Below are 18834 nucleotides of genomic sequence, written 5' to 3'. Positions count from 1 at the left end.
CGGGGGTGGGGTGAAAATGTCTCCCCGGCACGTTCCGGCGTTAAATCGAATTCTGTCCCGGGTGTGTTACGGGCGCTCTCGGAGGTTGACTTGTTATTGACCTGTTATCGACTGTTTCCGCAGGTCGGGGGAAATATGCTGCGGAAACTGTGATCAGGAGCACAGAAGATTAAGGGAGGGTCACGAAAGTTCCCCGCAATCGGAATTGTTCATATGGCTTGACGGTTCCCCAGAGTGTGACAAAATGGCTTGCGTGACGCCCTGAGGGTGTCAGTCATTTGAAACCAACCCGGTTGTCCGCAGCCGGGCAGAAACCAAGGAGAATCTCATGGATCTCGGTACCATTCAGGGCCAGCTGAACGACTTCACCACCTTCGCCAAGAACATCGGCACCGCTCTCGCAGGCATCCCGGCCAACATCAACGCTGTCATCGACTTCGTTCAGGGCTTCGGCGACGCAGCTGACACCACCTCCGCAGTCCTGTCCTCCTCCGACAAGTAGGGATGAGGCGGTAGTACAGCTGCCGCTTTCCTCTCTGTCCGCAGGACAGGAAACATCAGCCCAAGTGCTGAACTATGTCCCACAGGGACATGCCCCCCACACTCACACTTTCTGATCACAAGGAGACTCACATGTCTGACTTCCTCGATACCTGGACCGCACTTTCCTCCACCGGCCTGGTCGGCGGCACCTTCGACCTGCTCGAGGGCCTGGGCAAGTGGACCGAGGCTGTTGCCAAGCTCATCGGCCTGGTCAAGTAAATAACCAGCTGAATACAGCTTCCGAGAATGCCCCCATCCGTGAGGATGGGGGCATTCTCCCTTTTATGGGGCATTGGCCCGGGGCGTCGGAAAGCGCGGCCCTCTTTTCGGACAAAGTCCCGTTCACCGCGCCCGAGTGCATGGCAGTGACTAGACTTATCTGCATGGCTGAGCACAATGACGACGATCTCCCTGTCATCGATCTGGCGAAGACGGAAGGATATGTCGTCGACGATTCCGACGAAGACGACCCGGTACTCCTGCGCCCGGACGGAACCCCCATTGAGACCTGGCGGGAGAATTACCCGTACGAGGAGCGCATGACGCGTGACGAGTACGAGAAGACCAAGCGCAAGCTCCAGATCGAACTGCTGAAGTGGCAGAACTGGACCAAGGAGACCGGTCAGCGTCACATCATCCTCTTCGAGGGCCGTGACGCCGCCGGCAAGGGTGGCACCATCAAGCGCTTCAACGAGCACCTCAACCCCCGTGGTGCCCGGACCGTCGCCCTGGAGAAGCCGTCCCCGCGGGAGTCCACCTCGTGGTACTTCCAGCGCTACATCGCGCACTTCCCGGCTGCCGGCGAGATCGTGTTCTTCGACCGCTCCTGGTACAACCGTTCCGGCGTCGAGCGCGTCATGGGCTTCTGCACCGAGTCGCAGCACGCGGAGTTCCTCCGTGAGGTCCCGATGCTGGAGAACATGCTCCTCGGTTCGGGTATCTCCCTGACGAAGTTCTGGTTCTCCGTGACCCAGAAGGAGCAGCGCACCCGCTTCGCCATCCGTCAGGTCGACCCGGTCCGCCAGTGGAAGCTCTCCCCGATGGACCTCGCCTCCCTGGACAGGTGGGATGACTACACCCGCGCCAAGGAGGAGCAGTTCCGCTACACGGACACCGACGAGTCCCCGTGGATCACCATCAAGTCGAATGACAAGAAGCGCGCCCGCATCAACGCGATGCGCTACATCCTGTCGAAGTTCGAGTACACGAACAAGGACCATGACGTGGTCGGTACGCCGGACCCGCTCATCGTCCTGCGTGGCCGCGATCAGATCGGCGACTAGGAACAGAGTGAGGCCCGCACCCCGGCTGGGGTGCGGGCCTCAGTGCGTTCAGGGCTCCATGCCCTTCCGCAGGAGGTCGAAGGCCGCGCGGGCGCGCTGCACCGCCTCCGGCGAGTCGAAGGGGACGCCGCGCACCGCGGTCTGGAAGGTGCGGACACCGTAGATCGCGTCGAGGGCGGCCTCGATGTCGACGTCCCGGCGGATCTCACCGTTGTCCTTCGCCGCCTGCAGGGCGCGCTGCATGCACTTGAGGCGACGGGAGGCATGCTTCTCCCAGTACACCTTCTGCAGCTGCGGGTTCGCCATCATGAGCTCCAGGTGCCGACGGTAGTGCTTGTCGGTGTAGCCGCGGCCGACGGTCTCGTGCATCCGGTCGAAGAGGAGTTCCTCGAGGATCGGCTTGATCGGGCCGTCGAAGCTGTACACCCGGTTGGTGCGACCGTGGTCGAGGGCGTCCGCGAGCAGCTCGTTGAGGCTCGGCCAACGACGGTAGATCGCGGAACGGGAGGCCCCGCTGGCCTCGACGATCTCCTGGATGGTCAGCGGCTTGCCCTCCCGGATGAGGCGGCGGGCAGCGATGATGACCTGCCTGTCCAGGGCCTCGTTCGGCGGGCGGCCGGGGCCGGTGCGGACAGGTTTAGGATCCTCGCGTTCGGTGTAGTGGTAGCTCATGATGCATGCCCCCAAAGGGATGGATTCGTCTTGTGACGTTCATGATCCCTGAGATTCAGATGAAAATCCACTTAACGAGTGGAAACGGACACTATCCATTCTGATATCTATTCTGACATGAGGAAACGCCGAATACCAGGGGTGTCGGGGGTGTCAAGTGGAGTCCATTTTCAACCGGGTTTCCTGTGGATAACCGGGGTTTATCCACAGGCGCGGAAGGGTGCGTGTCGACGTGTGCCTGTCGGGCGTTTAGCGTGCGGGGCATGAACCTGATGTCGGCGTTTGAGGCCCTGCGGGCCATCCCCGTGCTGGAGGCGTTAGCGACCGGCACGGTCGACGTCGTTGCGCTGTCAGGGTTGGGTTTCCGGGACGCGGGGGCCTGGCAGAAGCTGGCCGGGATCTACTTCGGGCCGACCCGTCACCGGAGGCTGCAACGTGCTGCCCGGGCGGCGGCGGTGGGGTTGTCCCTGGACGCCCTGGGTGTGGTGGAGAAGCACACCCGCCGGCTGCTCACAGGCGCGGCGGTCACCCCGTGGGAGCTGCGCGTCGAGTTGTGCGCCCTGCGCGGCACGGTGGAGGAGATCGACCGGGCTGCCGCCACCCGCGTGCGTGACTACAACCGCGGGGTCGAGGACGCCGAGAAGAAGGCCTACGGTCGAAGGGCCCTCAGGGGCGGCAAGAACACCGACGGTCTGGGCAACCGCACGTTCACCGTCACCGGCCCGGAGAGGGTCATCGAGGGCGTGCTCAGCGGGGTCCGTGCCGGGGCCGCCCAGCGGCGACGGAAGGACCCCCGGCTGACCTATGAGCAGGCGATGTTCGACGCCTTCCTGGACACCCGGGGTGGCGGGCCTGCCCGCGAGGTGGTGATCACCGTGCTGCCGCTGCCGGAGTCGACGAAGGTGCTGCGGCAGGAGGGTGACGAGACCGTCTTCGCCCGCACCGACGGCACCACCATCACCGGGGCCGAGCTGGTCGCCGAGGCCATGGTGGAGGAAGGATACGTGGGGGTCTTCGACCCTGTCCGTGGTGGGGTCAACGTGTACCGGGACGAGCGCTTCGCGAACTTCAAGCAGCGCATGCTCCTGTCCGCGGAGACGATCCTGTGTCCGCACCCGGGGTGTACCACTCCGGCGAGTCAGTGCCAGGTGCATCACCTGACAGCGTGGGAGCAGGGTGGGGAGACCAACATCGAGAACCTGTCGATGGCGTGTGCGGTGCACAACGCGCGCAATGACGATGATCCGAATGCCCCACCCCGGAATGGGCGCCTGGAGCGCCGGCCTGGTGGGGTGGTGCATCTGCCGCCCGATGGTGGGCCACCACGGAGCAACATTCACCCGATACGGCAGTTGTCCGCCATGGCACTCATCAACAGGTGAAAACCCCCTCCGCGGGTCGCGGAGGGGGTCACGGGGGCGTCGAAAAGCGGCTAAGCGCGATTCCAGGGCTCGATCGGGTTGCCCTGCCACACGGTGTTGGCGGGCACCTGGTCACCACGCATGACGAGTGAGCCGGGGCCCACCGTCGCGCCGTCGCCGATGCGGGCCGCCGGCAGTGCGACGGAGTGCGCGGCGAGGGTGGCGCCGTCGGCGATGGTGACGGTGTCGAGGCTCATGACGCGGTCCTGGAACAGGTGCGTCTGCACGACGGTGCCGGGCCCGACCGTCGCGGCGCGACCGACGATGCACAGGTCTGTCTCCGGGAACCAGTACGACTCCACCCACGCACCGTGGCCGATCCGCGCGCCGAGCGCCCGCAGGGCCACGTTGAGTTCACCGGTGCCGAGCGTCGGCACCAGGAACCACGGTGCGGCGACCGCCTCGACGAAGGCGTCCTGCAGCTCGTTGAGCCACACGAACTCACTCCACAGCGGGTGATCGCCGGGCCTGTGCCTGCCGACGCAGAACCACTTCACCATCACGGTCACACCCATCGCGAGCAGGCCCGCCGCCATGAGCACCAGCCCGCCGGCGAGCCAGGCGACGAGGACACCGTAGGTGGCCACCAGCCAGTAGATCGTGCCGACCACACCCGCCAGCAGCATGGCGGACGTCATCGTGGCGAGCAGACGCATCGTCTCGATGAAACCGCGGAAGAACTTCACCTTCAGGCCCGGGTTGTAGGTCAGGGCCTCGCCGCCGTCGGCGTCGACGTGGACACGACGCATCCGCTCCGGCGGGGAACCCCACCAGTTGGTGTTCGCCTTCGCCTTCTTCGGGGTGGAGGACAGCACCGCCACCAGCGAGTTCTTCGGCAGCTTACGGCCCGGCCCGGTGATGCCGGAGTTGCCCACGAACGACCGCTTGCCGACGCGCGTCTCGCCCGTCAGCATCCAGCCGCCACCGAGCTCGTAGCCGCCGACGAGGGTGTCGTCGGCGAGGAAGGCGCCCTCGCGGACGTCGGTGAGCGTCGGGATCATCACGGCCGTGGAGACCTCCACGTTCTTCCCGATCCTCGCCCCCAGACTGCGCAGCCACAGCGGCGTGAGCTGGCCGGCGTAGAGCGGGAAGAGGTAGGTGCGGGCGTCGTCCATGAGACGCTCGATGGTCCACAGCTGCCAGCCGTGGAAGGAACGCACCGGCGTGATGCCCGGCTTGAGCCCGATCTGCAGGAAGCGGACTCCCAGCCAGATGGACACCATGTAGAACGCGAACGCGACCAGACCACCCAGCGGGGCGAACACGACGGCCCCCAGGAGGGGGTTGCCGCCGGTGACGTCGATGAGCGAGACGACCACCAGCGCACCGAGCGCGATCGCGGCGAGCGGCTGCAGGCTCAACGCCACCGAGGTCAGCCCGTAGATCGGCACCCAGCGGGACCGACGCGGCGGATGCTCGTCCGGGAAGCGGTGCTTCGACCGGCCGACCTTCTCCGCCGGGGAACCCGACCAGCGGGACCCCGGCTTGATGGTGCGGTGACCGGTGACGGTGGAGCCGGCCTCGACGTGGGCGTCGGCACCGATGACGGCACCGGGCAGCAGCGTGGAACGCGCACCGACGCGCGCGTCGGGGGCCACCTCGATGGCGCCGACGTGGACGACGTCACCGTCGACCCAGTAGCCCGACATGTCGACCTCCGGCTCGATGGCACAGTGGTCCCCGAGGGTGAGCAGGCCGGTGATCGGCGGCAGGGAGTGCAGGTCGACGCCCCGGCCGACCTTCACGCCGAGTGAGCGGGCGTAGTAGTTGACCCACGTCGCCCCGGAGATGGACTGCGAGCCGGAGGCGTCGGCCCAGCGTTCGGCCGCCCAGATCCTCAGGTGGGTGGCACCACCACGCGGGTACTCGCCCGGCTGGATGCCGGCGGTGAGCAGCCGCGCGCCGAGGCCACCGATGGGCAGACGGCCCACCGGCGAACCGAAGACGACGAGCAGCACGGCGACCAGCCACCAGGAGGTGTGCACCGCCCACTCGAGGCCGGCCATGTGCGCCAGGTTGCCGCCGAGGAGGATCCAGCCGAGCCACGTGGTGGCCTGGAGGGTCATCAGGGGGATCTGGATGAGGGTCTGCAGCACGCGGGTGAGCGGGCCGACGGGGCGGACGTCGCGGGGTTCGACGGGGGCGGCGTCGTGAAGCGAGACACCCGTCTTCGCCGCGATGTTCTCGACGGCCTCCGCGAGGGAGCCCAGACGCGGGTGGTCGTAGAGGTCGCGGACGGCGACGGTGGGCACCTGCTCACGGATGCGGCCCACGAGGGTCGCCGCGGCCAGCGAGGTGCCGCCGAGGGAGAAGAAGTCCGCGTCGGCGTCCTGGACGGAGGTACCGAGCACGTCGACCCACAGTTCGGCGAGCCACGTCTCGGTGGCGTTGAGGTCGGTGGCCTCGACGCCGACGCCGGGCAGCGGCCACGGCAGGGCGGCCTTGTCGACCTTGCCGGACGTGCGGACCGGCAGCTCCTCCATGACGCAGATGCGCGGGACCAGTGCCGCCGGCATCGTCTCGGCGAGGCGGTCGTGGGCGGCGTCGTGGTCGAACCCCAGGGAGGGGTCGTCGAGTGACACGTAGCCGACGAGCACCGACTGGTTCGCACCCGTCTTCTGCACCGCGACGGCGGAGTTGTACACGTTCGGCAGGGCGGCGACGTTGGCCTCGACCTCGCCGAGCTCGATGCGGCGGCCGCCGATCTTCACCTGGTCGTCGACACGTCCGACGAAATAGAGGCCGTCCTCCTCGAGGCGTACGTGGTCGCCGGAGCGGTAGGCGCGGGCCCAGCCCACGGAGGGCATGGGGGCGTACTTCTCGGCGTCCTTCTCCGGGTCGAGGTAGCGGGCCAGGCCGACGCCGCCGATGACGAGCTCCCCGACCTCGCCGACGGCGACGGGCTGTTCCTCGGAGTCGACGACGATGAGGTCCCAGCCGGCCAGCGGCAGGCCGATGCCGACCGGCTGCCCGGGGTGGAGCTGGGTGGCGGATGCGACGACGGTGGCCTCCGTGGGACCGTAGGTGTTCCACATCTCGCGGTCCTCGGTGGCGAGGCGTTCGACGAGCTCCTGGGAGCAGGCCTCACCGCCGACGATGAGGAGGCGGATGTTGTCGAGTGCCTCGGCGGGCCACAGGCCGGCGAGGGTGGGCACGGTCGACACGACGGTGATGTCGCGGCGGATCAGCCAGGGGCCCAGGTCCATGCCGGACCGCACGAGGGAGCGGGGGGCGGGCACGAGGCAGGAGCCGTGGCGCCAGGCGAGCCACATCTCCTCGCAGGAGGCGTCGAAGGCGACGGACAGTCCGGCGAGCACGCGGTCCTCGGGGCCGAGGGGGCCGCCGGGGGAGTCGACCAGGAAGAGTTCGGCCTCGGCGTCGACGAAGGCGGCAGCGGAGCGGTGGGAGACGGCCACTCCCTTGGGTTTACCGGTGGAGCCGGAGGTGAAGATGATCCAGGCGGTGTCGTCGAGACGCGGGCGGTGCTTGTCGCCTCCTGCACGGGGGGAGAGCATGCGGAAGCCCTCGTCGGTGAAGACGCCGTTGATCTTCCCCTCGGAGAAGACCATCTCGGCGCGTTCCTCGGGGTCGTCGGCGTCGACGGGGACGTAGGCGGCGCCGGCGGCGATGGTGGCGAGGATGGCCACGTAGAGGTCACGCGAGCCGGAGGTCATGCGGATGCCGATGCGGTCGCCGCGGCGGATGCCGTTGGCGTGGAGTTCGGCGGCGAGGGTGTGGACCTCGTCCATGAGTTCGGCGTAGGTGAGGATCTCGCCGTCGTCGATGGCCGCGGCCTCGGGGTGGGCGGCGGCGGTGGCGGTGAGGATGTCGTAGAGGGTGCGTTTGGCGGGGGCGTCGCCGGCGCGGAGGAACTGGCGGGGGACCTGGCGGATGGACACGTGGACTTACGCCCCCTTGACTTCGTCGGGGTTGGGCTCCAGGTCGGCGACGAGGACGGCCTGCGTCAGCTTGCGCAGGTGCTTGAGCTGTTTGCCGGTGGACTCGTCGAGGGCGGTGGCCTCGGCGGCGGCGACGAGTTCCGCCAGTTCGGCCTGGGCCTTCACGCCCTTCTTGGTGGACATGACGATCTGACGGCGGCGGTCCTTGGGATCGCGTTCGCGCTTGGCCCAGCCCTGTTCCTCGAGGCCGTCGATGAGGCGGACCATGTCGGAGGCGTCGATGGCGAGGGTGTCGGACAGGGAGGTCTGGGAGGAGGCGTCGCCCTCGATGAGGCAGGTGAGTACCCAGTAGCCCCGCATGGTGGTCCCGCGGGTGGCGAGGGCGGCCTCCACCTCGTCGCGGGTCCGGCGACGGAGGCGTTCCAGCTGGAAACTCGGTGATTCGAGGAGGGTGAGGGGTACGCCGACATGGGCGGCGTCGCCCGTCGTGGGGGAATCAACTGATTGCAACATGCCACCAATGGTATACCGCCCACGGTGGTCGCGTTAAATCATGGGCCGCGGCCCACTATCTGTTATCCCAGCGGGAGGCCCTTCTCCACCCACGCCATCGTGCCGCCCTCGACGTTGATGGCCTCGATGCCGTGGTTCTCCTTGAGGAACTCGCAGGCCTTTCCGGAGCGGTTGCCGGAACGGCAGATGAGGTAGATGTCACGGTCGGTGTCGATCTCGCCGACGCGGCCGGCGAACTCGGACAGCGGGATGAGGGTCGCGCCCGCGGCGTGGACCTCGGCGTACTCGTCGGCCTCGCGGACGTCGATGAGCTGGGCGTCGGCGGGAACCTGGTTTACATTCACAGTCTTCATGACACCGAGAGTACAGCGAATACAGTGGCTGGCATGGACACTCGACGACTCACGGGACCGATCGCCCTCCGCCTCTGGATCGTGGTCCTCGTCGCCGGCGCCGCCGGACTGGGCCTGCTGTGGCTCGGCGCGGGCGTCGGCATGGCGCTGGTGACCATCGCGGTCCTCTCCGCGCCCGTCGCCCTGGTGTCCACCGTCGCCTTCGCTTTCCGACGCCCCGCCCTCGTCCTCCCCCGCTGGCTCACCGTCCCCGGCGCCCTCGGCACGGTGGTCGGTTTCGGGTGGCTGCTCGTGGAACCCGGCGCGGTGCCCGCCATCCTCGCGCTGGCGGTGGGGGTGTGGCTGCTGGTCGTGGGACTGATCTCCGGGGTGGTCGTGGGCCGGTGGGCCTGAGGGTCTTCCCCTCCGTCACGTGATGTGTTAACGTTCCCGCCGACACTGTTCCCGAGGATCGGAGAGGCCCGTGCTCATCCGCGATCGTTCGCCGCGCATCCACGCGTTGACGTCGTAGCACCCTCCCCTGGGGCTCCGTCAGCGCATCCGCTGAACCTCGTAGGAGCCTCTCATGTCATACCCCCTCATTTTTGCCGGAGTCACCTTCTCCTGGCCGGACGGTTCCCCCGTCCTCGACGGCACGGACGCCGTCTTCACCGCCGGACGCACCGGCCTCATCGGGGACAACGGGGCCGGGAAATCCACGGTCCTCCGTCTCATCACCGGGGAACTCGTCCCCACGTCCGGGACCATCACGCGTGCCGGCGACGTCGCCCATCTGCCGCAGCAGCTCACCCTGGAGTCCGGGATGACGGTCGCGGAGCTGCTGGGCATCCGGGAGAAACTGGATGCCCTGGCGGCCATCGAGTCCGGCGACCCGGACCCCCGGCACTTCACCGCCGTGGGCGACGACTGGGACGTCGCCGCCCGGGCCCGCGCGCTTCTCGACGCCACCGGCCTCACCTCCGTCGGCCTCGACAGGGAGGTCGGCACGCTGTCCGGCGGGGAGGCGGTGCTCACCGCGCTCATCGGCATCCGGCTGGCCGACACCCCGCTCACGGTGCTCGATGAGCCGACCAACAACCTCGACCGGGAGGCCCGCGCCCGCCTGCGGGACCTCGTGGCGGGGTGGCGGGGCACGCTCATCGTCGTCAGTCACGATGTCGAGCTCCTGGAGCTCATGGACTCCACCGTCGAGCTCCGCGACCGGCAGCTGACCGTCTACGGCGGGCCCTACAGCCTGTACCGGGAGCAGCTGGCGCGGGAGCAGGCCGCCGCGGAGCGGGCGGTGCGCGCCGCCGAGCAGACCCTCCGCGTGGAGAAACGCCAGCGCGTCGAGGCGGAGACCAAGCTCGCCCGGCGCCGTTCCTACGCGAAGACGGACTACCTGAACAAGAGGAAACCGAAGATCATCATGAACCAGCGGAAGACGGAGGCCCAGGTCTCCGCCGGCAAGCTGCGGGAGGATCTCGGGCGGGCCGTCGAGTCGGCCGAGCAGAATCTGCGGGAGCAGGAGGCCCGCGTGCGGAAGGAGGCGCACATCCGGATCGACCTGCCCGACCCGGACGTGCCCGCCGGCCGCCGGCTCCTCGAGTGGGTCGACGACCGGGGTACGGCGCACGTCATGCAGGGCCCGGAGCGGGTGGCGCTCACCGGCCGCAACGGCGTGGGCAAGACCCGGCTGCTGGAGACCCTCCACGACGGTGGGGAGTCCCTGCCCCGGCTGGTGGCGCACACCGGGCGGATCGGGTACCTGCCGCAGCGGCTCGACCACCTCGACGACGACCTCGACGTCTTCGGGTGCGTCCGGCAGGCGGTGCCGGGGGCGGACCCGCAGCAGGTGCGGGCGAACCTCGCCCGCTTCCTGTTCACCGGCGACGACATCGGACGCCGCGTCGGGGACCTGTCCGGCGGGGAACGCTTCCGCGTCGCCCTCGCCCGGCTCCTGCTCGCCGACCCGCCACACCAGGTGCTGCTTCTCGACGAACCCACCAACAACCTCGACCTCAACAGCATCGATGCGGTGGTCAGCGCCCTGGGCAACTACCACGGCGGGCTCGTCGTGGTCAGCCACGACGACGCCTTCCTCGAGCGGCTGGGGGTGGACGTGCGGCTCGAGGTGGGCGTCGACAAGCGGATCAGCCGACGGTGACCATGAGGCGGGCGACCTCCTCCGCGTCCTCCATGGCGTCGTCACCGCCGCGGGACAGGATGGAGGAGAGCACGGCGGTCAGCGCGTGGCGCGGGTCCTCGACGAGGCGGTGGGAACGCCAGGCGATGTGCTTGTCGGGGCGGACGAGGATGACGCCGTCCTCCTCGACCTCGCGCTGGCGCAGCCAGTCGCCGTAGAGGTCCTGGTGCTCGAGGCCCTCGCCGATGACGACGGCCTTGAGCTCGATGCCCAGGGACTCCGCGACCTCCTCCGCGGCCTCCGCCCAGGGGCGGCCGTTGATGCCGGTGAACAGGGTGAAGCCGGTGCCGGTGGCGATGTCGTGGGTGGACTCCTTGCGGAAGGTGTCGCCGATCCAGGCGTGCGGCAGGCGCAGACCCGGGTAGGTCGACTTCTGGTGGTGGAGCAGGGGGTCCTCGGTGACCTCCGGGCGTCCCAGGCCGTCGCAGACCACGGCGGTGGACCGGTAGAACTGGCCGATCTCGGTGCCCTGGGCGTTGAACTCGTAGTCCTTGTTGTCCAGGGCGGCGCGCAGGGCTTTGCGGCGGGCGGCGCCCTCCGGGGTGGCCTCCTTGCGCAGCCGGAGCTTCTCGATGAACTCCTCGTCGGTCTTCGCGTCGGCGACCCCGAGGGCGTCGAAGATCGGCTGGTACTCGCGGGAGGAGTTGTTCGCGCGGGTGACGATCTGCTTGGCGATCGGCGCCCGCTCCACCGAGTAGGTCTCCAGCAGCTCCTCGCCGGCCTGGCCCTTGAGCACGGCGGCCAGCTTCCAGGCCAGGTTGTAGGAGTCCTGGATGGAGGTGTTGGACCCCAGGCCGTGGCTCGGCGGGTGGCGGTGGGCGGCGTCGCCGGCGATGAACACACGCCCGTTCTGCATGTGGGTGGCCCACTGCTCGTTGTTGCCCCACAGGGAGTAGCCGGTGATCTCCAGCTCGAGGTCCGGGATGCCGACCAGCATGCGGACGATGCGCTTGGCCTCCTCCTCGTCGAGATGCGGCGGCTCCTGGGTGATGTCGTAGCCCCAGACGGCGAGCCACTCGTTCCAGGGGCGGACGCAGCGCACCAGCCCGGCGCCGAGGCCACCGATGTTCGAGCCGGGCGGGAAGACCCAGTACAGGATGGACGGCCGGTGCGCGACCCACCGGGACAGGTCGGCCTTGAACTGCAGGTTCATCGAGCCGCCGATGTCCATGGCCCCCTCGAAGGGGATGTCGATGTCCTCGGCGATCTGGGAGCGGGCGCCGTCGGCGCCGATGAGGTACTTCGCGCGGATGGTGTACTCGTGGCCGGTGAGGCGGTTGCGCACCAGGACGGAGACCCCGGAGTCGTCCTGGGTGTGGGAGAGGTACTCGGTGGAGAACTGGGTCTGCGTGCCCCGCTTGGTGGCGTTCTCCAGGAGGATCGGCTCGAGCAGGGTCTGCGGGATGTCGCAGGGCATGGCGGGGGAGGCCAGCTCGTAGTCGGCGCGGCGGTCTGGGCGCCAGCCCCACGTGGGGCGACGGCCGATCTCCTCGCCGGCGACGGACTCGGCGTAGACGGTGTCGCCCATCTGCTCGTGGGGGACGGCCTTCTCGAGCACCTGGGCCTCGAGGCCGACGTCGCGGAGGATCTCCATGGTGCGCTGGTTGGTGATGTGGGCGCGCGGCGTGTTCGCGGTCCAGCGGTACTTGGTGATCATGATGTTGTCGATCCCGTGGGTCGACAGGAAGAGTGCCGCGGAGCTGCCGGCGGGGCCGGAGCCGACGATGAGGACGTCTGTGGTGACGACGCCTGCGGGGATCTCGGTGTCGGCGATACCGTCGTGGAAGGCGGGCATGGTGTTCATCTCCTTGGTGGGGTGGACCTGACGGAGATGAATGTATGCCGCGTCACTGCCCGTCGGAAGGTGTGGCGGAGATCACGTCCGGGTGGGGCCAGAACCTGTCCGCTGTGGGCTAAATCACTGCCTCCGCCACTGGAGCGGCGTCACCCCGACCCGCTCGCGGAACACCCGCCCGAAGTGGCTCTGCGATGCGAAACCGCAGCGCGCCGCCACCTCCGCGACCGACAGCCCCTGCCGGTCCGGGTCCCGCAGCATCTCCTGCGCCAGCCGCACGCGCTGCCCCTGGACGTACCGGCCCAGCGACGTCCCGTCCCCCGCGAAGTGTCTGCTCAGCTGACGTTCGCTCAGACCCACCGCCGCTGCCACCCGTCCCGCGGTCAGCTCCCGGTCCGTGAGGTGCCGGTCGATGAACTGCTTCGCGGAGGCGAGGAAACCGGCCTCGTCGTCACGCCTCCCCAGGATGAGCCGCAGCAGCGCGAGGGCGTCCCCCTCGGTGCGCGCCGGGTCCAGCGTCGGCTCCGGCCCGCTGACCTGCGTGAGCGTGCGCAGCACCAGCCGGGCCAGGGCCTGCTCGTGGGTCCCGCCCTGCGCGCTGAAGTCGAAGACCGCCGGCAGCGGCGGGCCGAGGGGGCCGGCCATCTCCCGGTACCGCTCCCGCGGGATGGTGAGCACCACCTCGCGCAACCCCCGGGAGAAACCGCGGGTGAAGGGGAGGTCGGCGTCGTAGAGCACGGCCTGCCCGGGCTGCAGCGTCAGGTGTCCGCCACGGTGGAAGAAGAAGGCCTCGCCCTCCAGGGCGAAGAACACCGCGACCACGCCCGTCGGGTGCTCGCGGATGAACGACTCCGAGCGTTCCACGATCTGCGACGTCCCCGTCACGTCGGCCATGCGTATCGACGGCAGCTGGAGGTTCGTCTGCCGGGAGCGCATCGGCTGCTCGTCGAGGGTACGGATGTCCAGGGGGATGAGCGCGCGGGCGTTGTGGCCCTCCCACAGGTGGACGCGCGCCTCCGGGCTGATGTTCTCGGTGGTGAAACGCAGCAACTGTGAGGTAGACATGATGGACCCACCCTAGTGATCCACGTCATGTGAACCCAGACCCCCGGGCTGAACCCGGGGAGACCCCCGGGATTTCTCAGCCTCGCATGAGCTGCAGGTTGTGCTCCTCGAGGATCCCCGCGAGGGGCTGCGCCGCGATCACCGGGCGGGAGCCGGTGAGCATCCAGGAGGCGACGCCGACGGCGTGGTAGCGGCCGTCGATACGCGCGAGGACGGGGCCGCCCGAGTCGCCCGGGCGAGCGATGTTGGACAGGACGATCTTGTCCTCGTGTATGCCCAGGTACTCGCCGCAGGAGATTCCGCTGCGCGCGCCGAAGCGGCACAGTTCCGGGCGCAGGCGCTGCACGTCCTCCACCGACAGGACACCCTCGATCGGGTACACGCCGGCGAGCCGCGGCGAGACGTCCTCCGGGGAGGTCAGGCGCACGATCCCGATGTCGGGGGCGGAGTTGTCCGCGGCGAACTCACTGTGGATGACGGTGCCGACGGCCACCTGCCGCCCGTCGCGGGAGACGAACACCGTCTGTCCGACGAGGCCGCAGTGGCCGGCGGTGACCATCACCGGCTCCCCCGCGGCCGTGCGCGCCATGAAACCGGCGGAGCAGGCGCGGTCGGGGGTGGTCACCTCGAAGCCGGGGGCCAGGTAGCCCTGGTCGACCAGCCGGGAGACGGCCCCGGCGTCCCACGTCGGGTGGGCGAAGGTGTCCGGGATGTCGAGGACGAGCCCGGGCTCCGGGGCGACGGCGGCCGCCCGCGAGGACCCCGAGGACGCCTCCGCGGTCGGGGCGGGGGAGAGCAGCAGGGCGGAGAGTACGAGGGCCGTCAACCGGCGGGCGAGAGTCACCCCTGCAGGGTAGGCGCGTGGGCCGGGAATGAGAAAACCCCGCCCGTGGGGGACGGGCGGGGCGGGTGGGGGATTAACCCTCCTTGAGCTGCTGCTCGACCTCGTTCTTCTTGTCCTTCTCGGCCTCGAGGCCCTCGCGGGTGTTGTCGCCGACCTCCTTGTAGCGGTCGATGGACTCCTGGAGGATGCGCTCGGCCTCGGCACGGTCGCCCCAGCCGGCGCCGGTGACCTCCTTGTTCGGCTCGAGGTCCTTGTAGTGGACGAAGAAGTGCTCGATCTCGTCGCGGGTGAAGGAGGAGATGTCCTCGAGGTCCTGGAAGGAGTCGAAGCGCGGGTCGTCGAGGACGCAGAGCAGCTTGTCGTCGCCGCCGGCCTCGTCGGTCATCTTGAAGACGCCGACGATGCGGGCCATCACCACGACACCCGGGAAGACCGGCTCCGGCATGATGACGAGCGCGTCCATCGGGTCGCCGTCCTCACCGAGGGTGTGCTCGATGAAGCCGTAGTCCGCCGGGTACGCCATCGGGGTGAACAGGTAGCGGTCGAGGAAGACGCGACCGGTCTCGTGGTCGACCTCGTACTTGTTGCGCGAACCCTTCGGGATCTCGATGATGACTTCAACGCTCATGCGTCAGACTCCTTGCTGCGGTGTTCTTGGGGACTGCCGTTCATCATAGCGGCAGGTCATGCCGTGGGCGTGCCGTACCCTCCTCCGCCGGCGGTGCGGATGGTCACCGACTCCCCGGTGCCGAGGTCGAAGCGGCTCATCGACGCCACGGGCGTGTCCTCCCGCAGCACCTCCCCGGGTGTGCCCTCCCCGCCGCCGTCCAGCCCCCAGGGGGCGGTGGTCACCCGGGAGGTGGCGGCCACGACGGTGGCCTCGCCGCGGGCGACGGTGAGGGTGCGGACGAGTCCGTCACCGCCCCGCTGCCGACCCGTGCCGCCGGTGCCCCGCGCGATGGCGTAGGTGCCCACCCGCAGGGGGTACTCCCGCTCGATGACCTCGCAGGGGGTGTTGCGGGTGTTGGTCATGTGGGTGTGGGTGGCGTCGGCGCCGTCGCCGCCGGCCCACGCGCCCTGCCCACCGCCGTAGGTCTCGACGTAGGAGTAGTAGGTGCCGTCGCGCGGGTCGATGCCGCCGATGGTGACGATGCTCATGCTGCCGCTCGACGCCGCCGGGACGATCCCGTCGGTGAACTGCTCGAACGCTCCGTACATCGCGTCGACGATGCGTTGCGACGTCTGGATGTTGCCCTGCGCCACCGGCGCCGGGAACTGCGCGTGGACGAGGCTGCCCGGCCGGGTGTGGAACGTCAGCGGACGGGTCAGCCCCGCATTGGAGGGCAGGGTCGGGTCTGTGAGCGTCTTGAGCACGTACGCCGCGCACGCCTGTGTGACGGCGAAGGAGCAGTTCACGGCGCCGCGCACCTGGTCGTCGGTCTGCGTGAGGTCGATGTCGATCTCCTCGCCGCGCACCGTCACGGTGACGACGATCGCCGTCGGCTCCTCCGCGTTGCCGGTGTGCTCGAGGTGGTCGGTGAAGGTGCCGGTGCCGTCGGGGAGCGCGGCGATGGCGGCGCGGGTGCGGCGTTCCGCGTAGTCGACGAGCGCCCGGCAGGAACGGTCGAAGCCGGTGGTGCCCCACTCGTCGACAAGCTCGAGGATGCGGCGTGCGCCGAGGCGGTTGGCGGAGACCTGCGCCATGAGGTCGCCGCGGGTCTTGTCGGCGGTGCGGATGTTGGTGAGCAGCAGGGAGAGCAGCTCCTCGTCGAGGGTGCCCTCCCGGAACAGGCGGACCGGCGGGATGCGGATGCCCTCCTGGAAGATCTCGGTGGCGTGCGCGGCCATGGAGCCGGGGGTGATGCCGCCGACGTCGACGTGGTGGGCGATGTTCGCGACGACCGCCACCAGCTCCCCCGCGTGGTGCACCGGCGTGATGACGCAGATGTCCGGCAGGTGCGGTCCCCCGAGGTAGGGGTTGTTCGTCAGCAGGACGTCGCCGGGGCGCAGGCGGTCGGTGCCGTACTCGGCCAGCGCGTTGCGGATCACCGTGGGCATGAGCCCCAGGTGCAGCGGGATGTGCTCGGCCTGGGCGATGAGCTCGCCGTCGGGCAGGTAGAGGCCCGCGGAGCAGTCGCGGCGGTCCTTGATGTTGGGGGAGTAGGAGGTGCGGATCAGTGCCGTGCCGACCTCCTCGGCGATCGACTTCAGCCGGTTGCGGGCGATCTCGATCTCGACGGGGTTGAGGGTCATCGGGTCCTCCTCAGGTGCAGGAAGCCGTGCTCGTCGACGCGGACCTGCTGGTCGGGGCGGATGTAGGTGGTGGTGTCGAACTGGTTGAGGATCGCCGGGCCCTCCACGACCCGGCCCGGCGCGAGGGAGGCGCGGTCGAGGACCGGGGTGGGCACCCACGCGCCGTCGATCCACACGTCCCGCTTCCCGACGTCCCCCTCCTCCACCCCCGCCACCAGTTCCTGGGGGATGCGGGGCTGCCCGACCGTGGCGGTCAGGCGGGCGACGATGACCTCCATCTCGGCCTCCGGGTCGGAGAAGCCGTAGCGCTCGGCGTGGAGCTCGTCGAAGGCGGCGCGCTGGGAGTCCCAGTCGCCGGCCCAGGGGAGGGTGAGTTCGAAGGACTGGCCGAGGTAGCGGGCGTCGACAAGCAGTTCGGTGTCGAAGAAGCCCGTCCGCATCTCCTCGGCGGCGCGCTGCCGGAGCCCCTCGAAGACGGCCGGGAGGTCGGCGAAGTCGCTGACGGGGCGGGCGAAGTCGTGCCGCACGGGGGCGTCCAGCATGCCGACCGCCGAGGCGATGCCCGGCAGCGGCGGGATGACGGCCGACTCCATGCCGAGCTCGTGGATGAGGTCGGAGGCGTGCAGCGGGCCGGCACCGCCGAAGGCCATGAGGTGGCAGGAACGGACGTCGACGCCCCGCTCGACGCTCACCCGGCGGATGCCGCGGGCCATCGTCGCCGCGATGACCTGCAGGATGCCCTCCGCGGCCTCCTCGGCGGACAGCCCCAGCTCGGCACCCCACTCATCCATGCGGGTGCGGGCGGCCTCGCGGTCGAGGGTGAAGTGCCCGCCCAGCAGGTCGGTGCCCAGACGGCCGAGGACGAGGTGGGCGTCCGTCACGGTGAGGTCCGTGCCGCCGCGGCCGTAGGAGACGGGGCCCGGTTCGGCGCCGGCGGAGTGCGGGCCGACGCGCAGCGACCCACCCGAGTCACGCCACGCCACCGAACCGCCGCCCGCACCGATGGTGTGCACGTCGACGCTCGGCAGCCGCAGCGGCAGCGAGTCGATCTCCCCGGAGGTGGTCTCGTCGGGCGCGCCCCCGCGGATGAGCGCGATGTCGGTCGAGGTGCCGCCGATGTCGAAGCTGACGACCTTGTCCAGGCCCAGATGACGCGCCCAGTTCGCCGCCCCGACGACGCCGCCCGCCAGCCCCGACAGGACCGTGCGGGCCGAGTGCGTCGCCGCGGTCCGCGGATGGAGCAGCCCACCGTTGGACTGCATGATCCACAGCTGCGAACCGACGCCCATCTCCTCGATCCCCGTCGCCAGCCGTCCCATGTAACTGGACACCTTCGGCTGGACGTAGGCGTTGACCACGGCGGTGGAGGTCCGCTCGTACTCCCGCATCTCGGAGGTGATGTCCGTGGCCGCCACGACCACAGGCGCCACCCCGGCCGCCCGCAGATGCGCGACGGCCTGCTGCTCGTGGCGCGGATCGACGTAGGCGTTGAGGAAACTGACCACGACGGCGTCGAGGTGCAGGGCGGCGAGTGACGCGGCGGCGTCGGCAAGCGCCTCCTCACGCAGGGGGATGAGGGCCTCCCCGTCGGCGGAGAGACGCTCCTCGACGTCCACGATCAGCTCGTCCGGGACCAGCGGCGGCACCCGGTGGACGGTGTTGTCGTAGAGCGAGGGACGGGCCTGGTGGGCGATCGCCAGCACGTCCCGGAAACCGCGCGTGGTCAACAGCCCGACGCGCGCGCCGGTGCGGGTGAGCACGGTGTTCGTCGCCACGGTCGTGCCGTGCACCAGGCGCGTCACCTGCCCGGGTTCCGCGCCCTCCCTCTCCAGGGCCCCGGTGACGCCGGTGAGCACCGCCTCGTCGGGGGCGTCGGGCGTAGAGGGCACCTTCCACACCGCCAGCGTGCCGTCCGCGCGACGGACCCCGATGTCGGTGAAGGTGCCGCCGGTGTCGACGGCGATGTGCAGTTCTGTCATTCAGGCACAGCTCCTTGTGGTGGTTGTGT

General features: G+C 69.4%; 16 protein-coding genes. 6 read left to right on the top strand and 10 right to left on the bottom strand.

Annotated features, from left to right (window positions below; translation table 11 throughout):
- Nucleotides 1-328 precede the first annotated feature (328 nt).
- The 3 genes from B842_RS13775 (at nt 329) to ppk2 (ending at nt 1826) form a co-directional block, all read left to right on the top strand.
- Complete coding sequence (locus B842_RS13775) at nt 329-502, top strand: PorH family porin (protein WP_156119516.1); 174 nt, start codon at nt 329-331, stop codon at nt 500-502.
- Nucleotides 503-633: 131 nt separating this feature from the next.
- On the top strand, nt 634-762 hold the full coding sequence (locus B842_RS13770; RefSeq protein ID WP_156119515.1) for a porin: 129 nt from the start codon (nt 634-636) through the stop codon (nt 760-762).
- A 164-nt stretch (nt 763-926) separates the two neighbouring features.
- Nucleotides 927-1826, top strand: a complete 900-nt coding sequence (gene ppk2 / locus B842_RS11570) for a polyphosphate kinase 2 (protein WP_040086809.1) — start codon at nt 927-929, stop codon at nt 1824-1826.
- Between the two features lie 48 nt (nt 1827-1874).
- On the opposite strand, the gene B842_RS11565 is transcribed toward ppk2, so the two are convergent.
- Nucleotides 1875-2498, bottom strand: a complete 624-nt coding sequence (locus tag B842_RS11565; protein WP_040087671.1) for a TetR/AcrR family transcriptional regulator — start codon at nt 2496-2498, stop codon at nt 1875-1877.
- 263 nt (nt 2499-2761) lie between these two features.
- On the opposite strand from B842_RS11565, the gene B842_RS11560 reads away from it, so the two are divergent.
- The gene (locus B842_RS11560) at nt 2762-3880 is read left to right on the top strand and encodes an HNH endonuclease signature motif containing protein (RefSeq protein WP_156119514.1); all 1119 of its coding nucleotides are present in this window, start codon (nt 2762-2764) and stop codon (nt 3878-3880) included.
- A 50-nt stretch (nt 3881-3930) separates the two neighbouring features.
- On the opposite strand, the gene B842_RS11555 is transcribed toward B842_RS11560, so the two are convergent.
- The 3 genes from B842_RS11555 to B842_RS11545 form a co-directional block, all read right to left on the bottom strand.
- Nucleotides 3931-7818: a Pls/PosA family non-ribosomal peptide synthetase gene (locus B842_RS11555; RefSeq protein WP_040086807.1), complete on the bottom strand. Its 3888-nt coding sequence runs from the start codon at nt 7816-7818 to the stop codon at nt 3931-3933.
- 6 nt (nt 7819-7824) lie between these two features.
- Nucleotides 7825-8331, bottom strand: coding sequence for a MarR family winged helix-turn-helix transcriptional regulator (locus tag B842_RS11550; protein ID WP_052437914.1), 507 nt, complete (start codon nt 8329-8331; stop codon nt 7825-7827).
- A 62-nt stretch (nt 8332-8393) separates the two neighbouring features.
- On the bottom strand, nt 8394-8684 hold the full coding sequence (locus tag B842_RS11545; protein ID WP_040086804.1) for a rhodanese-like domain-containing protein: 291 nt from the start codon (nt 8682-8684) through the stop codon (nt 8394-8396).
- Between the two features lie 33 nt (nt 8685-8717).
- Here B842_RS11545 and B842_RS11540 point away from each other — a divergent pair, with 33 nt between their 5' ends.
- Both B842_RS11540 and B842_RS11535 read left to right on the top strand, forming a co-directional pair.
- Nucleotides 8718-9077, top strand: coding sequence for a hypothetical protein (locus B842_RS11540; RefSeq protein ID WP_040086802.1), 360 nt, complete (start codon nt 8718-8720; stop codon nt 9075-9077).
- 172 nt (nt 9078-9249) lie between these two features.
- The gene (locus B842_RS11535; protein WP_040086800.1) at nt 9250-10830 is read left to right on the top strand and encodes an ABC-F family ATP-binding cassette domain-containing protein; all 1581 of its coding nucleotides are present in this window, start codon (nt 9250-9252) and stop codon (nt 10828-10830) included.
- Here B842_RS11535 and B842_RS11530 read toward each other — a convergent pair.
- From B842_RS11530 to B842_RS11505, 6 genes are all read right to left on the bottom strand, one after another.
- A complete protein-coding gene (locus B842_RS11530) occupies nt 10817-12664 on the bottom strand; it encodes an FAD-dependent oxidoreductase (protein ID WP_040087668.1) in 1848 nt (615 codons plus the stop codon). The two genes, B842_RS11535 and B842_RS11530, sit on opposite strands and share 14 nt — an antisense overlap.
- Before the next feature lie 123 nt (nt 12665-12787).
- Complete coding sequence (locus B842_RS11525; protein ID WP_040086799.1) at nt 12788-13729, bottom strand: helix-turn-helix domain-containing protein; 942 nt, start codon at nt 13727-13729, stop codon at nt 12788-12790.
- 76 nt (nt 13730-13805) lie between these two features.
- On the bottom strand, nt 13806-14573 hold the full coding sequence (locus B842_RS13765) for a S1 family peptidase (RefSeq protein WP_156119513.1): 768 nt from the start codon (nt 14571-14573) through the stop codon (nt 13806-13808).
- A gap of 73 nt (nt 14574-14646) precedes the next feature.
- On the bottom strand, nt 14647-15201 hold the full coding sequence (locus B842_RS11515) for an inorganic diphosphatase (protein ID WP_040086797.1): 555 nt from the start codon (nt 15199-15201) through the stop codon (nt 14647-14649).
- Between the two features lie 56 nt (nt 15202-15257).
- Entirely contained in the window at nt 15258-16826 is a 1569-nt protein-coding gene (locus B842_RS11510) for a hydantoinase B/oxoprolinase family protein (protein WP_040086796.1), read from the bottom strand.
- On the bottom strand, nt 16823-18805 hold the full coding sequence (locus B842_RS11505; protein WP_040086794.1) for a hydantoinase/oxoprolinase family protein: 1983 nt from the start codon (nt 18803-18805) through the stop codon (nt 16823-16825). The genes B842_RS11510 and B842_RS11505 overlap by 4 nt, the downstream gene beginning before the upstream one ends.
- Between the last annotated feature and the right edge of the window lie 29 nt (nt 18806-18834).

This window comes from Corynebacterium humireducens NBRC 106098 = DSM 45392 (assembly GCF_000819445.1).
Taxonomy (GTDB): domain Bacteria; phylum Actinomycetota; class Actinomycetes; order Mycobacteriales; family Mycobacteriaceae; genus Corynebacterium; species Corynebacterium humireducens.
The sequence above is the reverse complement of the archived record's forward strand: the minus strand, read 5'-3'. Positions and strand labels throughout refer to the sequence as shown.